A 19,008-nucleotide genomic window follows, 5' to 3' on the forward strand; every position below is an offset into this window, starting at 1 on the left:
GCCGCGCTCGTGCTGTACGTGGGTGGCCTGGTGCCCGCGGTGGCCGACCTGGCGGTCATGCCCCGTGAGGCCGCCGGCATCCTGCTGGCCGCGACCGCACCCCACCTGGTGTTCCTGAGCCTGGGGCTGCAGGGCGGCGCGGCCCTCTCCGACTGGTTCGGACGGCGGACCACGCCGTGGAAGGGCCCGCCCGCCCCGCCTCGGCGACTCGGCTGACCCACATCCGGGAGCCGAGGCCCCACGGTGCTGAGCCGGGTGACTCGGTGCTCGCGCTCGCCGCCTGAACCGGTCTCCTCGATCGTCGGCCGACCGGGTGCCGCGGGCCGCTGCCGGAGCCGGCCGTGCGTGTGCGGGAAGCCGGGGTTTCGCCGGTCACAGCCGGAGGGCGAACCAGGTGGTCTTCCCCTGCTCGTCGGGGCGGACACCCCAGGTGTCGGCGAGGGCGTCGACGAGGATGAGGCCGCGTCCGGATTCCTCGTCCTGGCCGGCCAGCCGTGGCTGGGGCAGGTGCGGGCTGAGATCGCTGATCTCGACGGCGAGTTCGGTGGCGGTGCGTCGCAGGTGGAGGACGACAGGGCCTTTCGCGTGCTGGACGGCGTTGGTGAGGACCTCGGAGACCAGCAGCCTCACGTCGTCGGCCTTGTGGGCGCAGTCCCAGGCCGTGAGGGTCTCGACCGCGAAGGAGCGGCCCGCGCAGACCGCGGAAGCGGTGGCCGGCAGTTCTGTACGGGCGATGTCCAGCGGAGCGGCGGGGAACTGGGCCAGAAGGAGGGTGACGTCGTCGTCGTGGCCCTCGGCGTCGGGCAGCAGCGCGGCGAGTACGTGGTCGGCGGCATCCTCGAGGCCGCTGGAGAGCGTGAAGGCGTCGTCAAGGGCCGTGGTGAGCTTGTCGATCTGGAACTCGATGTCGCTGCCGGGGGTTTCGACCAGGCCGTCGGTGTACAGCACGAGGGCGGCGCCGGGTGCGATGGCGGCGCTGGACTGCTGGTAGAGGATGTCGCCGACGCCGAGAGGGGCGTTCACCGGCGCGGGCAGCCGGCTGACGCCGCCGCCGGGGGTGGCGACGAGGGTGGGCAGGTGTCCGGCGGAGCACAGGGTGACGGATCCGGCGTCCGGGGCGATGACCAGGTAGCAGCAGGTGACCAACTGGTCGGGGACATCGAGGTCGGCGACGACCGCGTCCAGAGCCTGCATGAGCTGACGGGGCTGCATGCCGGTCTTGGCCAGGGCGTGGGCGGCGGAGCGCAGCTGGCCCATGACGGACGCCGCTTCCAGACCCCGGCCCATGACGTCGCCGATGAGGACACCGACCCGGCCGGCGCCGAGCGGGATCAGATCGAACCAGTCGCCGCCCACGCCGGCGCCCTGGGTCGCGGGTCGGTAGCGGCTGGCGGCGGCCAGTCCGGGGATGGCGGGCGGGGTGCCCATGAGGCTGCGCTGCAAGGTGAGGGCGATGTGCTTCTGCTGCCGGTACAACTCGGTGAGTTCGGCCTCGGCGCGCTTGCGGTCGCTGATGTCACGGACGATGGCGCAGGCGCCGACGACCGTTCCGGTGGCGTCCCGGGTCGGCCACAGGGTGACGTCGACGTCGAGCATGGCACCGGTACTGGTGACCCGCAGGGTTTCGAAATGCTCGATCTTCTCGTCCTGCCGCAGCCGCTCCAGCAGCTGGATGACCTCGTCCTTGCGCTCCGGCGTGGCCAGCATGGACACGTGCCGCCCGACGGCTTCCTCGGACGTGTAGCCGTACAGGCGCTGGGCGGCGGTGTTCCAGTACGTGATGCGGCCGTCGAGCGTCTTGGCGAGGATCGCGTCCTGAGAGGACTCGACCAGGGCGGCGAGCTCGGTGATGCGCGCCTCGGCGGCCTTGCGTTCGCTGACGTCGCGGACGGCCGCGGAGACGAGGAGCCCGTCCGCCGTCTCCAGGGGGCTGAGGCTGATCTCGACGGGGAACTCGCTGCCGTCCTTGCGCAGTCCGTGCAGTTCGAGCCCGGCCCCCATCGGCCGCACCTGCCGGGTGGCGGCATAGCCGTCCCGGTGGCGGGTGTGGTGGGCCTGGAACCGCTCGGGCACCAGCAACTCGACCGGACGGCCGAGGAGTTCGTCGCGCCGGTAGCCGAAGAGGGCTTCGGTCTGGGCGTTGACGAGTGTGATGGTGCCGGTGCCGTCCACGATGACCATCGCGTCCGGGGCCGCCTCCAGCAGGGCCCGGAACCTTTCCTCGGCGGCCTTGCGTTCGCTGACGTCGCGGACGGCGGCGGAGACGAGGAGCCCGTCGGCGGTTTCCATGGGGCTGAGGCTGATCTCGACGGGGAACTCGCTGCCGTCCTTGCGCAGTCCGTGCAGTTCGAGCCCGGCCCCCATGGGGCGCACCTGCCGGGTGGTGGCGTATCCGTCGCGGTGGGTGGCGTGGTGGGCGTGGAAGCGGCTGGGGATGAGGATCTCGACGGGGCGGCCGAGGAGTTCGTCGCGCCGGTAGCCGAAGAGGGCTTCGGTCTGGGCGTTGACGAGTGTGATGGTGCCGGTGCCGTCCACGATGACCATCGCGTCCGGGGCCGCCTCCAGCAGCCCCCGAAACCGGTCCTCGACCGTTCCGGGCGTGCTCGCACGGCTCGTGGTGCCGCGTCCGCGGCCGGCCTGCCCGGCAGCCCCTCCTCTGCCGGTCGACCCTGATGTGATCGTGTCGCGCATGGCGGCCCCAACTGACTGGCAGGTTGTGGTGAGTCGGGCCATCTCAGCGCTTTTCGGCCATGCCCGCCCCGGCCTGCCCCTTACTGGCCCCGAGACGGCCGTACCTGCCTGCTTGCGACCGGACGCTGTTCCTGTCTGGCGAAAACGAGAGGGGGAATGTCATACCGCTGGTCACAATCGTCCGGCCGCGACCGGCCCTTCCCGCACACCGCGCTGCACAAGGTCATCCGCGTGCGCATCGACACCCCGCTGGTCGGCACCCGCACGGCCCCTGCGCGCCGAGGGCAGCCGTCCGGCCGTGACCGCCGGACCGCTCCGGGCGCGCCCGCACGGGGTGCTCCGGCCGGCCGATGGGGTCGCGCCAGGTGCCGCGTGTGGTGGTGATCTGAGCGAGGGCGCCGTCGGAGAGGCCGAACCGCATTCCGTACGTGTGCCCACCGCCGCCCGGAGACATCGCGCACGGTGTGGCCCCTCTGAGGGCCTGGGTCGTCCCAGGCCGGATCGGCGCGTACTTCTCCCCGACCGCGGCGGCGTGCGCCGCGTCAGAAGCGTCGTATGGTGTTCTCGGCCAGGTCCCGCAACCGTTCGTCGGCCTCCGTGCACAACGTGCTGTCCCGGGAGAAGCGCGCCAGCCATCGGTAACCGTCTTCGCGTTGTCCGTCCAGCTGGGCCAGGCACCATGCCGTCCATACGCGCTCGGTGCCGCCGAAGGCGGTGTCCTCGACGAAGCGGGTCAGCAGAGCTGCCCCGGTCTTCTCGTACTCGTCCACTCGGGCCAGCTGCCAGGCCGCCCACAACCGTTCGTGGTCGTCGATCGCGGGGTCCTCGGCGAAGCGTACGAGCCAGGCCGCTCCGGCTGCCCGGTGCCCGGGGAGCGCGGCCAGCCCTCGTGCGGCCGTCATACGATCGCGCGCCGCGAGGCCGGTGTCCTCGGTGAAACGGACCAGCCACTTCGCACCTGCTTCGAGGTGCCCCTCGATCCGCGCCAACGCCTCGGCCACGGCCACACGTTCATCGTCCGCGAGCCAGTGGCTCCAGCCGGCCCAGTCGGTCAGCCAGGCGGCGGCGAACTCCTGCTGCCCGTCCAGCCGCCCGAGGAAGCCGACTGCTGTGATCCGGTCCCACACCCGGTTGCCGTCGTCCTCCGCGAACCGCTTCAGCAGCTCCGCACCGGTCTGCGCGTACTCGTCCAGCTGGGCCAGCCACCAGGCCGCGTAGACAGGTGCGTTCAAGGGGTCGTAAACACTCGGGTGCTCGATCAGGTGGTGCAGGCGGCGGATGACGGGCTCCATGGGAAGCCTGCTCATGAGGCCCGCCCCCAGCGCCATGAGCAGCCCCAAGGCCGACATCTCGCCGTGCTCCGCCAGGACGCGCAGACGCGTCGCCGTCTCGCTCGCGCCGAAGTCGTCGGCGCCGAGCAGGCCGTCGAGAAGGAACCCCAGGTAGGACAGGGGAACATTCGCCAGCCGCGGCGTGCCGTCCGTTGCCGGGTCGTACTCGGGAAGCAACGCGTCGAGCAGGTGGGCGCGTGCTGCCTCGTCACGTGTCGCGTAGCGCGCGGCGTGGTGCTCGAGAAACGTTCGATGGGGGAAGCCGAGACCGTCGGCGCGGTGCACGAGCAGCCCGGTGTGCAGGAGCAGATCCTCCAGGAACGCCGCCCAGCGGTCCGGCCGGACCTGGCGGGGACAGCGTACGGCCTCGTGCGAGGTCAGTGCCTCGGTCACCGAGGACTCCCGGCCCGTGAACCACCGGTGGGCCAGGTATTCGATCAGCTCGGGCAGCAGCACGTGGACCTGCCGCGCGGCGGCGTCCACCTCCTGACGGCCCCGCGCGCTCTGCACACTCTCGACCAGACGCCGGATCGATGCCTCGTGGCTGTCCGCGACGCGTTTGCTCTCGTTGTTCTCGTAGAGCAGCCGGGTGAACTCCTGGTACGCCGTCGTGCGGCCGTCGGGCAGGGGGTGTTCGGGGTCGATGACATGCAGCTGGCAGAGCATGAAGGCCATCAGCGGAGTGCGGGCCAGCTCTTCCAGGGAAGCGTTGCGCAGCGCCTGGGTGAACCGGCGGGCCCGGACAGCCGCCTCCTGCTCCGGCCACCGGCTGCGGAAGTACCGTTCGGCATAACGGTTCAGGTCGTCGGCGGTGAACGGCTGCAGCTCGTAGCGCGGTACGTGGCGGCCGAGGACGCCGAGTTCGTCCTCGGCCAGGGGGCGGGTCGCGATGACGCACCGGTAGATCGGTGGATCGCTCGCCACGGCGCTGGCCAGCTTCTCCAGCACCGTGCGGCGTTCCGCGGCGGTGGGGAGCTCGTCCAGGTCGTCGACGAGCAGGTGCCAGTGGGCCCCGGGCCACGGCCGTTCCCGCAGCCGGCTTTCCGGCAGCTCCGGGCACCGCCCGTACCGGCTGAGGTTCCTGGTGGCGGCGGCAAGTGCCTCCGCCACCCGGGTTTCCTCGCCGGTGAGCGTACGTGCGCTCACCCACACCGGAACTGCTTGCTCCGCTTCCCCGGCGGTTCGCGCGCCCACCAGCACGTCGGCCGCCGCGTCGTGCAACCGCATGCGCAACGTCGTGGATTTGCCGCCCCCGGGGCCGGCGAGGAGGACGCACAGCCGGTCGGCCCTGTGGAAGACCGTCTCGACGGGCTCCGCCGAAGCGGTGCCGCGGGCCGCACGGGGCGCGACGATGCCGCCGTCACCGTGGGACGAGGCCTGCCAGTCGCCGGAGACGCGGTTGCTCGCCTGGCGTACGAAGACGTCGATCAGGGACGGCGGCGCGCCCTGGACGAACAGACTCTGGTACGGATGCCGCTCGCCGGCCTTGCGGGCCGCCCGAAGGTAGTCGCGCACCGTGTCCTGCGGTGCCACCGCCACACCCTCGGCGGTCAGCTCGTCCACGTCGGTGCCGGTGCCGGGGTGGCCGTGCCGGCTCACCAGGCCGGCGAAGTCCGGGCAGCGCAGGGCCTCGTGCACCGGGGCGGCCTGCAGGCGGCGCCAGGCCATCGTCCGGTTGTCCTCGGCCACGACACCGACGAGCCTGCCGTGGCAGAAGACCGCCGAGCCGGACGCTCCGGCCCACGGGCGATCGCCGTCGGCGCGCAGCCCCGGCCACTCGTGGCAGTTCAGCACCCAGCCCACCGATGCGGTGGAGACCGCCGGCAGGTCTCCGCGCAGATACTCGAACCGGACGTCGGTTCCCCGGCTGTCATCGGCGAAAGCGGGGAAACCCGCCCCCTCGAAGGGGATGGGGGCAACGCCACCCGGCCGCCCCCACCGTACCGGGCCACCCTCGGTGAGCACCGGCTTCTCAAGCCACAGCAGCGCCACATCCGGCGCGTCGCCGGAGGGAGCACCGCGCTGGGGGTCCGGCCAGCACACCCTGGCCGGACCCTGGACCGGCCCAGCACCGTAGCGGGGGTGTCCCACCCGCGCCGACACCTTCCGGACCCAACGGCTCTCCTGCCGGACGACGTGCAGCGCGGTCAGGACGAGTTGCGGCCCCAACAGGTACCCGGAGCCGGAACCCTCCGGGCCACCGGTCTGCACCAGGACGAGTCGCTGTGGATCCACGTCACCCTTCCCACGGCCGCCGATGCCCGTCGGCCATGTCGGCTCGTATGTCGCCGTCGTCCGGGCGCCGGGCGCCGGGGGACGGTTGCGGCGGGTCGTCCTCCGGCAGGGCCGGTCCGCCGACGGGCCGCCGGACCCTGGCCCTCTCGCCGCCGACGGCCTCATCACGCACCTGGAGCGTCAGCGTCAGTGTCTGCCGACTCGTACGCCCCAGCGCGCCACCCGCCTCCGCACCGCCCTTGGCAGCCCACGCGTTCACTTCGACCTTCACTCCGCCGTTGTCCTCCTGGCGGAACTCCAGCTCCAGTGACAGCTCGGCCTTCTCCACCTCGAACCGGAACTGCTGCTGCGATGCGTCGGCCTGCGCCGCGTACAGCTCGCGCCGCAACTCCGCAAGCGCCTCGGAAAGGGAGATTCCCATGCCGTTCGCTTCCCCCCAACAAATATCCCGCTCTGAACGCCCCGGGTGAAGTCTGCCCGAACGCCGCCCGCTTCGGCAGCGGATCCGCTTCCTGCGGTCGGCCGAGCCCGGTGCGCCCCGCCGTCCACCCTCCTGCCGTGTCCGCTCCGCCCGGCGGCGGGCCCGGTCCGGTTACGCGGCTGCCGGAGCGGTCTCGGGCCGCGGTCACATCGACGGCGTACCGGCCGGTTCTTTGTGCACTTGTACCGGAACTCGGGCACACGCCGGATCCTACGGTTTCCCAAACCCGAGGGGCTCCGGGCGACTTCCCGGTGGTGAAGCCCCCAGTTCGGGGCCTGCCAGCCCCGTCACGGTCGACGGGTGGCCGGAGGAAAGGATCGCAATGCATCGGATTCAGGCGCTGCAGCCCGGGCTCGGGGGTGGCCGCTTCCAGGCACAGGGGGCGGAGGACGGCATCCTCGGGCAGACAGAAGACAAGATCAACTCGTTGTTCGATCCGCTCGCCAAGGGACTCGGTGACTTCGTCTTCGCCGACGTCACCCTCTTCGGGCTCACGTTTCCGTGGATCGTCGCCTGGCTGGTGGTCGCCGGTGCGGTCTTCACCCTCTACTTCGGTTTCATCCAGTTCCGTACCCTCAAGCTCTCCCTGAACCTCCTGCGCGGCCGGTACAGCAGGCACGACGACCCGGGCGAGATCACCCACTTCCAGGCGCTGTCCTCGGCGCTGTCGGGCACGGTCGGTCTCGGCAACATCGCGGGTGTGGGCGTGGCGGTCACCATCGGCGGTGCCGGTGCCACGTTCTGGATGGTGCTGTGCGGCCTGCTCGGCATGGCGTCCAAGTTCGTCGAGTGCACGCTGGGCGTGCGCTACCGCGACGAGCACCCGGACGGGTCGTTCTCGGGCGGCCCGATGAAGTACCTGAGCAAGGGGCTGGCCGAGCGGCTGCCGGGGGCCGGCGGCCGGGTCGTCGGCAAGGTGCTCGCCGCGCTCGCGGCCGTCATGATCCTGCTGTTCGGTATCGGCGGCGGCAACATGTTCCAGGCCAACCAGACCGTCACCCAGATCCGCAACATCACCGGCGGTGACGACGGCGCGCTCGGCGGCAGCGGCTCCGCACTGATCATGGGTATCGTGCTGGCCGTCGTCGTCGGCGCCGTGATCATCGGTGGCATCAAGTCGATCGGCAAGGTCGCCAGCCGCCTCGTGCCGGGCATGGCCGTCATCTACGTCGGCGCCTGCCTCATCGTCATCCTGACCAACGTCACGTCGGTCCCGTCGGCGTTCGGCTCGATCTTCCACGAGGCGTTCACCGGTGAGGGCGTGGTCGGCGGTGTCATCGGCGCCCTGATCGTCGGCTTCACCCGCGCCGCCTTCTCCAACGAGGCCGGCCTGGGCTCCGCACCCATCGCCCACTCCGCCGTGAAGACCCGCTACCCGGTGACCGAGGGCCTGGTCGCGCTGATCGGGCCGTTCATCGACACGGTCGTCATCTGCACCATGACCGCGCTGACGATCGTCATCGCCGACAGCCCGTTCTGGAACGAGGCCAAGGCCCAGTACGCGGCCGACGGCACCACGGCGGACGGCGTGACGGTCACCTCCACGGCCTTCGAGACCGTCCTGCCGTGGTTCCCGAACGTCCTCACCGTGGCCGTCCTGCTCTTCGCGATCTCGACGATGATCACCTGGTCGTACTACGGCCAGAAGGCGTGGACCCACCTGTTCGGCAAGACGAAGACCAGCGAGCGCGTCTACCAGCTGGTCTTCTGCCTGTTCATCGTGATCGGCGCGGTGCTCACCTTCGGCAGCGTGCTGGACTTCACCGACGCGGTGCTGTTCCTGCTGGCCCTGGTCAACATCGTGGGCCTCTATCTCCTCGCCCCGTTCGTCAAGCAGGAGCTGGCCCGGTTCCGGGAGGCGCTGCGCGCGGGTGACGTCGGTGCGCGAGGCGCCGCGGAAGCACGGGTGCAGGCCACGGAGGAGCCCACCGCGTAGCTCCCGGCCGGCCCCGGCCCGGCGCCTGCCGGATCCCGGACCCCCGGTTACCTGGATCCCCGGCTACCCGGATCCCCGGCTCAGTGCCCGTACGACGACGTGTGCGACGCGTCCCGTACGGGCACTGTCTCCGTCTCCAGCAGCAGCTGAAGGTGCGCGAACAGGCACTGGTGCGGGTCGGCCAGGTCGATGCCGCTGATCGCCTCGGCTCGCTTCAGCCGGTAGCGCAGGGTGTTGGTGTGCAGGTGCAGGAGTCGGGCCGCCGCCCGCATGTTGAACTGCGACGCGAGATAGGCCAGCACGGACGGCACCAGCCCGCCTTCGTGCTCGCGGTCGTGGGCCAGCAGCGCGGAGATCCGCGGGTCGCGCAGCCGCGGGTGCTGCTCCAGCAGGGCGAGCGTCTCGCCGACGAGGACCTCGGAGCGTACGTCGGCAATGGTGGCCACGCGCGGATCGCCCTGGCGCGTGATGATGCCGAGCACTTGGTCCGCTTCCGTTTTCGACGCGGCGATCGAGTCCAGCCCGCCGACCACCGAGCCCACGGCCGCGCGCACATCGAGATGCAGGCGCTGCCCGGCCGACCGCACGATGTCGCCCGCCAGCCCGGCGACGATGCCCTCGCCCGCCCCTTCCGGCAACCCGGGCAACAGCATGTACACCCGGCTCCCACCGGCCGCCACCAGGGCCCGGCGCCGGAACGCGCCGGCGTGCACGGTGACCAGGCTGGTCATCTCCGCCCGGCGCAGTTCGAAGGCCGGGCGATCGGCGGAGGCGGAGTCGTCAGCCGGGACGGAGTCCGACGGGGAGGAGTCCGTCGAGGCGGGAGCCGTCGGAGCGCATCCGGCCGGAACGGAGTCCGGCCGAGCGAGGTCCGTCAGGGCGAAAGCCACGACCGCCGCCGGTTTCGTCAGCTCGGCCCCGATGCGGGCGGCGAAGGTGCGCGGGTCGATGTGCCCGTCGAGCATCCGCCCGAGCAGCGCCTCCTCCACCTGAAGGTCCGACGGAGTCCCGGTCCGATGCCGTACGAGGAGCAGCGCCGCGGCACGGGCGGCGCCGACCAGGGCCTGCTCGGCCGTGTCGGCCAACGGACCGCTGCCCTCCTGCACCCAGATCGAGCCCAGCCACTGATCCTGGACCCGGATACCGATCGCCAGCCGCCGCCGGATCCCCAGCTCGGCCCGTTCCTCGACCCGCACGACCTCTCCGCCGGACCGCAGCCGCTCGAACACACCCCACTCGCGCAGCAGCGACAGGTAGTAGGCGGGGCCCTCCCAGCCGAGGATGGAACGCCGCCGCAGCTCGTCCACCCCGTCGTCGGAGCGGGAATAGGCCACCACGCGATTGGTGGCATCCTCGATGCTGATGTTGCCCCCGGTGAGGGCGGCTACGGTCTCGGCCAGCGCGAAGAGGTCGGCGGGCTGCTCGGCGGACTCCAGCTCACCGGCCCGGCGTGTGTCGGCGATCACGCCTCTGACCAAGGAGTCCAGGTGCGCCCAGCGGACCTCCGGACGGATGCCGAGCACCACGGCCCCGGTGTCCTCGGCGAGCTCCTTCAACGTCTCCCGGTCGTCGTCCGCGTCCATCTTGACGATGACCGCGGCGGCCCCGCGCCGGGCGGCGGCCCGCGCCACACGCAGCGCCCGGCGCCCACGCGCGCCGATGATCAGCACCAGATGCGCCTGGTACGGCTCCGGCTCCTCGTCGGCGTCGAGGATGGCCACGTCCCCGACTTCGACGTCCTCCAGCCCGGGGGGCGCTGCGACCAGGTCGATGACCGGCTCACCGAGCGCGAGCAGCAACTGCCGTATGCCCGCGCCGGCCGGAGGTGTCGCCGTCTCGTCCACGATGAGTAACCGTCCTACCCGCCCCCGTTGGAAACAGGACAAACATACAAAGAGGCGGCGAAGACGGGAAGCCCCCCGGCGGCACGGCCCCGCCGCCGACTCCAGGGCGGAGAAGCGCAGCCGGTGATCCACTTGCTCGACACCTCTGGCCTGGTCCGGCTGCTCCGGGAGCCAGAACGACGACGAGTCCGCCGAGGACCCCGATCGCGATGCCGATCACGATGCCGATGACGATCGCGCTGCTGATGCCACGTGCCGGAGCGCAGGCAGGAAACTCCTGTGCGCCGGCTCGCACACCTCTGCGATCATCCCCGAATGGAGCACAGTCTCGAGTCGCTGGTCATCCGGCACACCCTCCGCCTTTCCTGCCCCAAGGGCTCTCCCGGCGAAGGAACCACCGTCGCACGGCAGTTCGATGCGGCGCTGGCAACCGTGGGCTTCAAGCTCTCGGCCGAGCTGCTGGAGCGGTTGTCGGGGCTGTCCGAGGCCGCAGTCGTGCACACCGCCCGGCGAACGCTGCGCACCGTGCGCGAGATGGTGGGCGACCACGTCCGGCACAACTCGTACTTCATCGACTTTCCGGCGAACGTGCCGGACACCGAAGAGTTCTGGATGCGGTGTGTGACGAAGGCGCTCGGCGACGACACGTCGCGCGAGAACGTTCTGACCCAACTGGCGCACGGGGTGCTGGATCTGCTCAGCCTCCCCGTGTACGGCCGCTACCAGCACACCTACGAGGAGATGCTCGCGGCGCAGGACGAGCTGATCGCCTCGGCGGGCGACCGGGTGACCGTCCTGCACCTCGGGCGGGACCTGGACGACGAACTCACGGACCTGTACCTGGCCTTGGCGGGCAGCACGACGCCACTGGGCGAGGACCACCTGCGCGACCTGAGGACCCTCGCCGGGCGATGCGCGCTCGGCCCCCAGCCGGAGTCGATCCCCGTCCGGGAGAACCGGGCGGTCGTCAACGAGGCCCGCCTCGCCGCCGGGGCCGAGCTCCTGCTGGACACCGTCACCGATGTGCTGCGGCTGGCCTGCGCGCTGTCGGACGGTGACGTGACGCTCCAGGAGCCGACCCGGTTCCGGGCGCTGTCGCGGCCGGTGCGCCGGGGGCTGCTCGCGGGTCTCGACGCGGTGGTCGCGGCGAACCCGGCCAAGCTCGCCGACGTGCACGCGCACCGCGAGCCCTTCAAGCGGCTCGGTGAGCGCCTCCATCCACACGAGTACCCGCGCTGGCCGCACGCCGCCGATGTGTTCGCCGTCGCGCGGGGCGAGAAGGAGGCCCGGTCCTTCGGCAGCCGCGTCGAGGAGCTGCTCGACGAGTTCGACGTCACCGGTGCGGTGAAGCTGCTGAAGTCCGCTCCCGGCAAGCTGTTCCGCGCCCTGGACCTCCTGCTGCGCATCGCCGCGGACCAGGAGGAGCGGGACGTGGTGGTGGCCGCCGCGGTGGAGGTCGCTCCGGAGGTCTCCGGCCGGGTCGTCCTCTCGGTCCGTGAGCACCTCCACAACCGGGAGCGGGAGAGCGGCGAACCCCGCATCTTCGTCAACCGCCGGGGCCGCGCCTGGGTGGCCGCCGACGTGCGGCCCGCGGTACCGGCCGCCGACCGCGACCGGCTGATCGCCGCCCTCGACGCCGAGATGCGCCGCCGGCTCCCGGCGCCGGGCCGGCTGTTGATCGACCCCGACGTCCTCGACGTGGCGCTCCCGCTCAGCGGCAGGGCGACCGCGTCCGGGTTCGGTGTACTGCCACGGGGCTCGGTCTCGGAGGTCGACGGCGAACTGCTGCGCTTCTTCGTGTACTGGAAGGAGACCGAGCACCGGACCGACTACGACCTGTCGGCCCTGCTTCTGCACAGCGACTACAGCAGCGACTCCTGGCTCTCCTACACGGCCCTCACCGCCGTCGGGGGCGAGCACTCGGGAGATGTCACCGAGGCGCCCGACGGGGCCTCGGAGTTCATCAACCTGTCCCTGGACCGGGTGCGCGGCACGTTCATCGTTCCGCAGGTCAACATCTACGCGGGCGAAGGCTTCGAGGAGGTCGAGGAGTCCCTCTTCGGTTTCATGCTGCGCGACGGTGAGCAGAAGGGCCGTCCCTTCGAGCCGCGCACGGTGCGGATGAAGTCGGAGCTGCGCGGAGTGGGCCGGGTGGCGCTGCCGCTGGTGTTCCTGCGCGGGGAGGACGGCCGGTGGCGCGCCAAGTGGCTGCACCTGTATCTGAAGGGCATCTCGGAGGCCAACCGGGTCGAGGAGAACCAGGTGTCGGTGTCCAAGGTGGTGCGTGCCCTCGTGGAGCGCGAGCAGCTGACGGTGGGGTATCTGATCGACCTGATGTCCCGTGAGACCACGGCCATGGACCTGTGGGAGGGCGAGCAGGTCCCGGACGAGCCCGTGATGTACATCGGCCTCGAACGTCCCGAGGGGCTCCACCCGGACTCCCGGGTCATCACACTCGAAAATCTGCGCGACTTGATCCCGGGCTGAGTGCTAGCGTTGCCCACGGCGAGGCCATGAAGGGGCTTCCTTCTCATTCACTCCTAATGAACCCAAGTCCTTTCGCTCTCCTCGCCCTCGACTTCGGCCGGGAGGCGCCCCCGTGGGCGCCTCCCGGTTTTCATGCGCACCGACGGCTCATCGCCTCGGAAAATCGCCCAGGCGTCGGATGGCCGTGCAGACCAGGTGGTGCGACAGGCCGGTCGAACGCCGCGGCGCGGGGCCCGGCCGGGAGGCGTCGACGGTGCTCAGGTCCGCGTTGCCGGCGGCTCGGGCGACGAAGACGACGGATGGCACCGCCCCGGCATGAGGGGAGGCGGGAGGAGACGCCTCAGAAGAGGGTCTCGCAGTTCACCCGCGTCTCGATCCGGATGTCGCACCGGTCCGCCGCGCCCGCGCCGCCGTCGCCGAAGTCGTCCGCGCCGGCGGGATCGGTCAGCAGGTCGTTGCCGCCGCCGCCGTAGAGCAGGTCGTTGCCCATGCCGCCGTCGAGGTCGTCGGCGCCCGCCTGGCCACGCAGGGTGTCCGCTCCGGCGTCGCCGTTCAGGGTGTCGGGCCCGGCCCCGCCATGGAGAGTGTCCGGGCCCGCGTCGCCGGTGATCCGGTCGACTCCGGCACCGCCGTAGAGCGTGTCGCCGCCCGCGCCGCCGGAGATCCGGTCGGCCCCTCCCAGGCCGTCGATCCAGTCGGCTCCGGCGTCGCCGTCCAGGGTGTCGGCGCCGGCGTTCCCGGTGAGACGGTCGTTGCCCGTGCCGCCGAGCAGGGTGTCGGCGCCTTCTCCGCCGAAGGCGGTGTCATCGCCGTTGCGGCCCTCGACGTGGTCCCGGCCTTGCTCGCCGGTCATCCAGTCGTCGCCGCTGCCCCCGATGACCGTGTCCGCACCGGCTCCGGCGCAGATGACGTGGTTGCCGGCGCCGCTGAGGATGATGGTGTCGTCACCGGCTCCGGTGGAGATCACCAGGCGGGTGTCGGAGCTGAGCACGATCCGGTCGTCGCCGTCCGTGCCGACGATGTCGGCAGGCATGTCGTTGCATGTCGCCGGTGGCGCGGCGTGCGCTGCCGTCGGCAGGGCGAAGGCCATGACGCCAGTTAGCATGGCCACGACAACTGCCTGTCTGGCAGTGCTCATATGGTTTCCTCCCGGTTGATGGCACGGGGTTCGCGTGTGAACCGCCGGGGCTCTCCACCCCGTCCGCCCCGGCCGTCCTCTCCGTTGCCGGAGGGACTGATCAGGGCCGTGTGCCGCAGCGGCACTTATCGTGCCGTCGAGCGCACGCCCTGTGACGGCGTGATCGCGCCAGCTTTGGGGCCCCGCGATTCCGTTTGCGGTTCCGCCGCCGTGACCGCCGTTCGACGGCGCCGCCTCCCCGACTCCGGGGACGGGTCCGTACCTGCGGCTGGTCTCTGCGAGTGGGTTTCGCGAGGAGGCCGACTGCCGAATACTCCCCTCCTCCCCATCGAGCGCCGGCTCGTGCCGCCGTGCGGTCAGGCGCTCAGCTCGGCCACGGTCTGGTGGTTCTTCGGGAACAAGGGGCCGACCAGCAGCCGGTCGAGGCCGGGCAGGCGCATGGCGCGGAACCCCCAGCGCCGCAACAGGAGTCTGGCCGACGAGGTCGGCAGGAACCATTCGGTCACGCGATCCCGGGCCGCCTGCTGGACTTCGGTCGCCACCGGACGCCAGCGCCGCTCGTAGCCGGCGAGCGCTTCGGGAACCGAGGGCGCCGCGTGCAGCCGTTCGGCCAGCACATAGGCCCCCGCGACGCCGAGGGACGCGCCTTGTCCGGCGACGAGCGAGACCGCGTGAGCGGCGTCGCCGACGAGCGCCACCCGCCCGTCGGTCCAGCGCGGCATGCCGATCTGTGCGACCTGGTCGTAGTAGATCTCGTCGGGCGGCGGGCACCGCTCCAGGGCGCGCTGTGTCAGGTCGCCCATGCCGGCGTATGCGCGACGCAGTTCTTCGCGGGGGTCCTCGGGCAGCTTCGGGTCGGTGCTGCGGCGCACGGCGAAGACCGCGACGCGGCCTTCCCCGAGCCCGTAGAAGCCCATCTGGCGGTTGAGGGTTTCGGTGAGTACGAACCGGCCACGGATCTGCTCGAAGACCTCTGGATCCGTGAAGACGAAGGCGCCGGTCTGCAAGCCGAGGTATCGGAGGTATCCGCGTTCGGGGCCGAAGGCCAGTGAGCGGACGCGGGAGTGCACGCCGTCCGCGCCCACGATCAGATCGGCGTCGAGCGTGGTGCCGTCGGAGAGCCAGGCCCTGCCGTCGTCGATCCGGTCGACGGTGGTGCCGTAGCGAAGGTCGATCTCATCGGTGACGGACTCACGGAGCAGGCGTTCGAGCTCTGGGCGCATGATGCTGACGATCTCGCCGTTCAGCGCCTTCGAGAAGAGGGCGTAGTCGACGCTGACGGTCACGCGGCCACGGCCGTCGATGTAGCGGAGCTCTTCGACCGGGCTGGCGAGTTCCCGTAGCCGCGCTTGCAGGCCCATCGCGGTCAGGGCCTCGTATCCGGGGCCGAAGAAGTCGATCATGTATCCCTGGGTGCGCGGCCCGGGTGCGCGGTCGACGACGTGGACCTCCCACCCGTGCTGACGCAGGCGGTTGGCCAGGGCCAGGCCGGCGATGCCGGCACCGCAGATGACGGCTCTCATCAGTCTGCTCCGTTCCGGTCGGTGCTGGTGAGTCGGCGCAGGAGAGGGGCGACGCGAGCGGCCGACAGCTCCGGATCAAGACCTTTGTGGAGTACGAAGCCGTCGAAGACAGCCATGATCACGCTCGCCGCGTCCTCCGGCGCGTGGTGCCCCGAACGGGCCAGTGCCGCGGCGAGGGAGGTGCGGAAGCCGGTCATGAGTTCGCTCATGCGCTCGTGCAGCAGGGCGTCGCGTGTGGCGGCGAGGTACGCCTCGGTGAACAGCAGGGATGCGGGGTCGGCGCCGTTGTACCGGTCGAGTTCGTACAGCATCGCCTCGACGCCGTCGGCGGGGCTCGCCGTCTCGGCGAGGAGCGAGGCGGTGGCGTCGAGCATCTGGCTCATCTCTTCCAGTGCGGCCTGGCGCAGCAGCGCCTGGAGCGACTCGAAGTGGTAGTGCACGAGTCCGGAACGCACGCCGGCCCGCTCGGCCAGGACTCGTGTGCTCACGCCGTTCCAGCCGACTTCGCCGATGAGCTCCCTGGCGGCCGCCAGCAGCTGCACGCGTACGTTCCGGCCGCGTTCGGCGTTGGTCCGACCGGGCATCCCTCTCCTTGGCCGATCGTATTGGACGACTGTCCAATCGTAGGGTGCGCGGCTGCCCTGTGCCAAGTGGCTCGGCTGGAAGTCGCCCTTCGGCGGAGTCGCGACGGGCGCTGCCCGGCTGTGAGCCTCTTCGAGCCGGTCCGTGATCTGCTCGACGCCGACGCCGACGCCGACGCCGACGCCGACGGCGTCAAGGCCCTTCTGCCGTCCCGCCACGGCAGCCACGTCGCCGCTGCGGCAGGTCGGCCGGAGCGGGTGGCCGGGCCCGGCGGGTCAGTCTCCGCACACCCGGCGGTACGGCACGTCGGGCACGTACGTCCGCCACTGCGCCCGCGTCAGGCCCGCCGCTCCCGCCCGCGCGCACACCGACTCCACCGCCTTCGACGGCTCGATCGGGTAGCGCTGGAGTGGCGCGTGCGCGCTTCCCGCGTACACCGCGGAGCCGCCCGCGGCGAAGGCCACCGTGTCGATCGCCTCGCCCGGTGTGGTGAGCGGGCCGCCGAGCGGCTGCTGGGTGGCGACGTCCCACAGCTGGATGCTTCCCGCCTCGCCGCCCACCGCCAGCGTGCGGCGTACGTGGTGGCGGGCCGGTCCCCGGGGGTCAGTACCCGAAGCACCGCCGGGCGGCCCCGGACCGCGACCTTCTCCCGCAGGCGAGGGATCAGCCCGGCCCGCAGCAGCGAGGACTTCCCGCTGCCGGACGCGCCGAACACCGCGGCGAACCGGTGCCCGCACACCAGCTCCAGCAGTTCCTCCACCAGCCGGTCCCGGCCGAAGAACAGCGCTTGGTCGGCCGGCTCGAACCGGGCGAGGCCCCGGTACGGCGGCGGCGCGTCCTGGTCCTCCTCGCGGGCCGCACCCGCCGCCACCGCCTCGGCGTCCTTCCAGCGGCTCTCCCACGCACCGGGGTCACCACCACAGGCGAGCACATAACCCCGGACGACGGCGAGGGACGGCAGCCGCTCGCCGGCCGCCGCCAGCGACAGCGTGGACGCGGAGAAGCCCGCGGTCCCGGCCATGGTCCGGTACGACGGGGTCCCGGCGCTCCGGCGCAGCTCCCGGAGCTCATGAGCCAGCCGCTGAACGGGACCGGCCTCGGGGTCCAGAGGTCTTTCGGGACGCCCCACGGTTGCGTACCTCCGCACACGTACTGAAAGCGACATCGGGTGATATGAGGAGAGACGACCATATGGGGCATGTCGTTGCTCCCGGATGAACCCGAGGCGACAGACAGGCGACATCGCACATGGCGTCAATCAATCCCTTCCGGCCCGCGGAATTGATTGCCGTGACAAAAGGGACGTGCCAAACAACGCGTCGGTTGCGAACGTCGGGTTCTGGCAGGCCGGGACACCGGCACCCCGAGTCACTTGGAGAACAGAGCGATGTCCCAGTCAGAGGTCTTGGCGATCCCCGAACGGGAACCGCGCCGCCGGACGACGAGAGCGCCACGGCGGCGAACGCGTGGGGCCACCGTCGGATCGATCGTGACCACGGTCGTACTGGCGGTGTGCGCCACCCTGCTCGGTCCCCTCGGCATGGTGTCGACCGCGAGCGCGGTGAACGACGGCGAGCCCATCGTCACCTGGAAGATCGGCGACACCACCAGCTACGCCGCCTTCATCAGAGAGATCCGCCGGCACGTGGGCCAAGGCCATGGCAGCTCCGATGTCCCAGGGACCTCGTACAACGTCGACCACACCTCGGGCGCCGGGCACCCCGAGAGCTACCTCACCGTCAGGGTCGTGGCGCCGCACAACGACCGGTCGGTGCGATTGCGGCTGCGCGCCAGCAACTTGTACCTCGTGGGCTGGTGGCGCAACTCCGGCGGGCGCGACCAGTACGTCTCGGTGGACCGGGGACAGAGGCAACCGCCGGTCAACGGCCGGGACAACGAGCGGGACGGGGTGTCGGCAACCTTCGGGGAGAGCTACGGGGAGATCGAAGCCGCGACAGGGGTGAGCGGTGACCGCGGCCACATCCAGTACGGCCTGGAGGCCTGGAACAACGCGGTGGAGACACTGATCCGGGCCGACCGCAGGAGCCGTCCGGAGCAGGCCCGCGCGTTCCTGATGATGACCCAGGGCATATCGGAGGCCACTCGCTTCCGGCCCATCGCCGACCTCATCGCCCGCAGCCAGGCGAGCCACGCCGGGGGTAACATGCCCGGCCACTACGTGTCGATGCAGAACCGGTGGAGTGAGCTCAGTGGCCGCTTCAACAAGGTGCTGGGCGAGACCCGCAAGAAGTCGAACTACACCGACCCGGAGCCGCTGAGACAGTACGTCTCCGTCCCCCGCAACGGCGGCAGGGAGTGGGAGGACATCGCCTTCACCACCGCTGCCATCTACGCGAAGTACCTCCTCATGGCCGCGCTCGGCCCGGTCAAGACGCCCAAGTAGGCGGACGGGCGGCCCGAGGTCGGCATCGACGGCCCCCGGCGGAACTCTTCCCCCGTTCCCGCCGGGGGCTCTCCGTCCGCCGGGGGCTCCCGCCATCCCTGCGACTGATCCGCACCTCCGCCACAGGCCGACCGGGTTCCACTCCGGCGCCGTCGGCGTACACGTTTCTGGCAGAGGGGCTGCGCGTCGCGCGCGTACACCGCCCGCTGGTGGTCGCAGGGGCCGGCAGCCTGAAGGCCTCCTCGGGCCGGGAGCGGGCCGACACCCCGGTCCCCACTCTGTGGGGAGCGTCTGGGAGGCCCGCCGCCGCGGCGGCATGGGGATCGGGAAACGGGGATCGGGAGACACGACGGCGG

The 19,008-nt window shown here is 71.3% G+C and carries 12 protein-coding genes and 1 pseudogene; 4 read left to right on the top strand and 9 right to left on the bottom strand.

Going from position 1 to position 19,008, the window contains the following annotated elements; translation table 11 throughout:
• Positions 1–9 precede the first annotated feature (9 nt).
• Complete coding sequence (locus ACFU3E_RS06780; protein WP_384153126.1) at positions 10–216, top strand: hypothetical protein; 207 nt, start codon at positions 10–12, stop codon at positions 214–216.
• Positions 217–372: 156 nt separating this feature from the next.
• Here the strand turns inward: ACFU3E_RS06780 and ACFU3E_RS06785 are convergent, their stop codons facing one another.
• The 3 genes from ACFU3E_RS06785 to ACFU3E_RS06795 form a co-directional block, all read right to left on the bottom strand.
• Complete coding sequence (locus ACFU3E_RS06785; protein WP_384153129.1) at positions 373–2,691, bottom strand: PAS domain S-box protein; 2,319 nt, start codon at positions 2,689–2,691, stop codon at positions 373–375.
• A gap of 542 nt (positions 2,692–3,233) precedes the next feature.
• Positions 3,234–6,257 carry a hypothetical protein gene (locus ACFU3E_RS06790; protein ID WP_384153132.1) on the bottom strand — a complete coding sequence of 1,008 codons (3,024 nt, stop codon included), beginning with the start codon at positions 6,255–6,257 and terminating at the stop codon, positions 3,234–3,236.
• A gap of 1 nt (position 6,258) precedes the next feature.
• Positions 6,259–6,678, bottom strand: coding sequence for a trypco2 family protein (locus tag ACFU3E_RS06795; protein ID WP_384153135.1), 420 nt, complete (start codon positions 6,676–6,678; stop codon positions 6,259–6,261).
• A 382-nt stretch (positions 6,679–7,060) separates the two neighbouring features.
• Here ACFU3E_RS06795 and ACFU3E_RS06800 point away from each other — a divergent pair, with 382 nt between their 5' ends.
• Positions 7,061–8,674: an alanine/glycine:cation symporter family protein gene (locus ACFU3E_RS06800; protein ID WP_384153138.1), complete on the top strand. Its 1,614-nt coding sequence runs from the start codon at positions 7,061–7,063 to the stop codon at positions 8,672–8,674.
• A gap of 80 nt (positions 8,675–8,754) precedes the next feature.
• On the opposite strand, the gene ACFU3E_RS06805 is transcribed toward ACFU3E_RS06800, so the two are convergent.
• Positions 8,755–10,518 carry a PucR family transcriptional regulator gene (locus tag ACFU3E_RS06805; protein WP_384153141.1) on the bottom strand — a complete coding sequence of 588 codons (1,764 nt, stop codon included), beginning with the start codon at positions 10,516–10,518 and terminating at the stop codon, positions 8,755–8,757.
• Positions 10,519–10,833: 315 nt separating this feature from the next.
• On the opposite strand from ACFU3E_RS06805, the gene ACFU3E_RS06810 reads away from it, so the two are divergent.
• On the top strand, positions 10,834–13,005 hold the full coding sequence (locus tag ACFU3E_RS06810; protein WP_384153144.1) for a hypothetical protein: 2,172 nt from the start codon (positions 10,834–10,836) through the stop codon (positions 13,003–13,005).
• A gap of 340 nt (positions 13,006–13,345) precedes the next feature.
• Here the strand turns inward: ACFU3E_RS06810 and ACFU3E_RS06815 are convergent, their stop codons facing one another.
• The 5 genes and pseudogenes from ACFU3E_RS06815 to ACFU3E_RS06835 form a co-directional block, all read right to left on the bottom strand.
• The gene (locus ACFU3E_RS06815; RefSeq protein ID WP_384153147.1) at positions 13,346–14,095 is read right to left on the bottom strand and encodes a calcium-binding protein; all 750 of its coding nucleotides are present in this window, start codon (positions 14,093–14,095) and stop codon (positions 13,346–13,348) included.
• Between the two features lie 404 nt (positions 14,096–14,499).
• Complete coding sequence (locus tag ACFU3E_RS06820) at positions 14,500–15,666, bottom strand: FAD-dependent monooxygenase (RefSeq protein ID WP_384153150.1); 1,167 nt, start codon at positions 15,664–15,666, stop codon at positions 14,500–14,502.
• A complete protein-coding gene (locus ACFU3E_RS06825; RefSeq protein WP_384153153.1) occupies positions 15,666–16,250 on the bottom strand; it encodes a TetR/AcrR family transcriptional regulator in 585 nt (194 codons plus the stop codon). The genes ACFU3E_RS06820 and ACFU3E_RS06825 overlap by 1 nt, the downstream gene beginning before the upstream one ends.
• A 273-nt stretch (positions 16,251–16,523) precedes the next feature.
• Positions 16,524–16,808 (bottom strand): hypothetical protein, encoded by a 285-nt coding sequence (locus tag ACFU3E_RS06830; RefSeq protein ID WP_384153549.1) that lies wholly within the window; start codon positions 16,806–16,808, stop codon positions 16,524–16,526.
• A gap of 5 nt (positions 16,809–16,813) precedes the next feature.
• Positions 16,814–17,377, bottom strand: a pseudogene (locus ACFU3E_RS06835) (helix-turn-helix domain-containing protein); the annotation flags it as partial.
• A 360-nt stretch (positions 17,378–17,737) separates the two neighbouring features.
• Between ACFU3E_RS06835 and ACFU3E_RS06840 the strand changes: the two are divergent.
• Positions 17,738–18,652 (top strand): ribosome-inactivating family protein, encoded by a 915-nt coding sequence (locus tag ACFU3E_RS06840; RefSeq protein ID WP_384153156.1) that lies wholly within the window; start codon positions 17,738–17,740, stop codon positions 18,650–18,652.
• Positions 18,653–19,008: the final 356 nt, after the last annotated feature.

This window comes from Streptomyces sp. NPDC057424, assembly GCF_042803315.1.
Taxonomy (GTDB): domain Bacteria; phylum Actinomycetota; class Actinomycetes; order Streptomycetales; family Streptomycetaceae; genus Streptomyces.

Excerpts from the sequence above, each read along its gene's own strand:
- ACFU3E_RS06785 (WP_384153129.1), bottom strand. The coding sequence starts at position 2,691 with ATGCGCGACACGATCACATCAGGGTCGACCGGCAGAGGAGGGGCTGCC.
- ACFU3E_RS06795 (WP_384153135.1), bottom strand. The coding sequence starts at position 6,678 with ATGGGAATCTCCCTTTCCGAGGCGCTTGCGGAGTTGCGGCGCGAGCTG.
- ACFU3E_RS06800 (WP_384153138.1), top strand. The coding sequence starts at position 7,061 with ATGCATCGGATTCAGGCGCTGCAGCCCGGGCTCGGGGGTGGCCGCTTC.
- ACFU3E_RS06810 (WP_384153144.1), top strand. The coding sequence starts at position 10,834 with ATGGAGCACAGTCTCGAGTCGCTGGTCATCCGGCACACCCTCCGCCTT.
- ACFU3E_RS06815 (WP_384153147.1), bottom strand. The coding sequence starts at position 14,095 with ATGGCCTTCGCCCTGCCGACGGCAGCGCACGCCGCGCCACCGGCGACA.
- ACFU3E_RS06820 (WP_384153150.1), bottom strand. The coding sequence starts at position 15,666 with ATGAGAGCCGTCATCTGCGGTGCCGGCATCGCCGGCCTGGCCCTGGCC.
- ACFU3E_RS06825 (WP_384153153.1), bottom strand. The coding sequence starts at position 16,250 with ATGCCCGGTCGGACCAACGCCGAACGCGGCCGGAACGTACGCGTGCAG.